At 62.3% G+C, this 628-nt stretch carries 1 protein-coding gene; it reads right to left on the reverse strand.

The window, feature by feature from the left end:
* Positions 1-30: 30 nt before the first annotated feature.
* Entirely contained in the window at positions 31-564 is a 534-nt protein-coding gene (locus D3D02_RS18400) for an inorganic diphosphatase (RefSeq protein WP_121571334.1), read from the reverse strand.
* Between the last annotated feature and the right edge of the window lie 64 nt (positions 565-628).

Genomic DNA, 628 nt, shown 5'->3' on the forward strand with positions numbered 1-628 from the left:
GGCGGTGGATGCGTCCCGGTTATCGGTCCGTTACGCGAAGTGCTCGTCGTACAGGTCCTGCGCGTGCTCGATGGCGTCCTTCGCGGCGGCCTTGTCCTCCCAGCCGATCGTTTCGACCTCCTTGCCGGCCTCGAGGTTCTTGTAGGTCGCGAAGAACTCGTCAATCTCGTCGAGCGTCTGCTGCGGGATGTCGTCGAGGTCCTCGATGTGGTCGAACCGCGGGTCCTCGGTCGGCACCGCGATCACCTTGTCGTCCTGCTCGCCGTCGTCGTCCATCTTCATCAGGGCGACGGGGCGGGCCTCGACGACGCAGCCGGGGAACGTCTGGTCCTCGACGAGCACCATCACGTCGAAGGGGTCCTCGTCGTCGTAGTACGACTGCGGGATGAAGCCGTAGTCGTACGGGTAGTGGACGTTCGAGTGGAGCACGCGGTCCAAGACGACGCCGGGGATGTCCTTGTCGTACTCGTACTTGTTGCGCTCGCCTTTGAGACACTCGACGACTGCGTAGATTTCGTCCGGCGCGTTCGGGCCGGTCTCCATATCTTCCCAGAGGTTCACTATACCGAATCCATCCTCGATACGGGCAAAAGTCCTTTCGGGATTAGTCTCGTATCGCCGTCGTCCG

Source organism: Halobellus sp. Atlit-38R (assembly GCF_003665925.1).
Classification (GTDB): Archaea; Halobacteriota; Halobacteria; order Halobacteriales; family Haloferacaceae; genus Haloquadratum; species Haloquadratum inordinatus.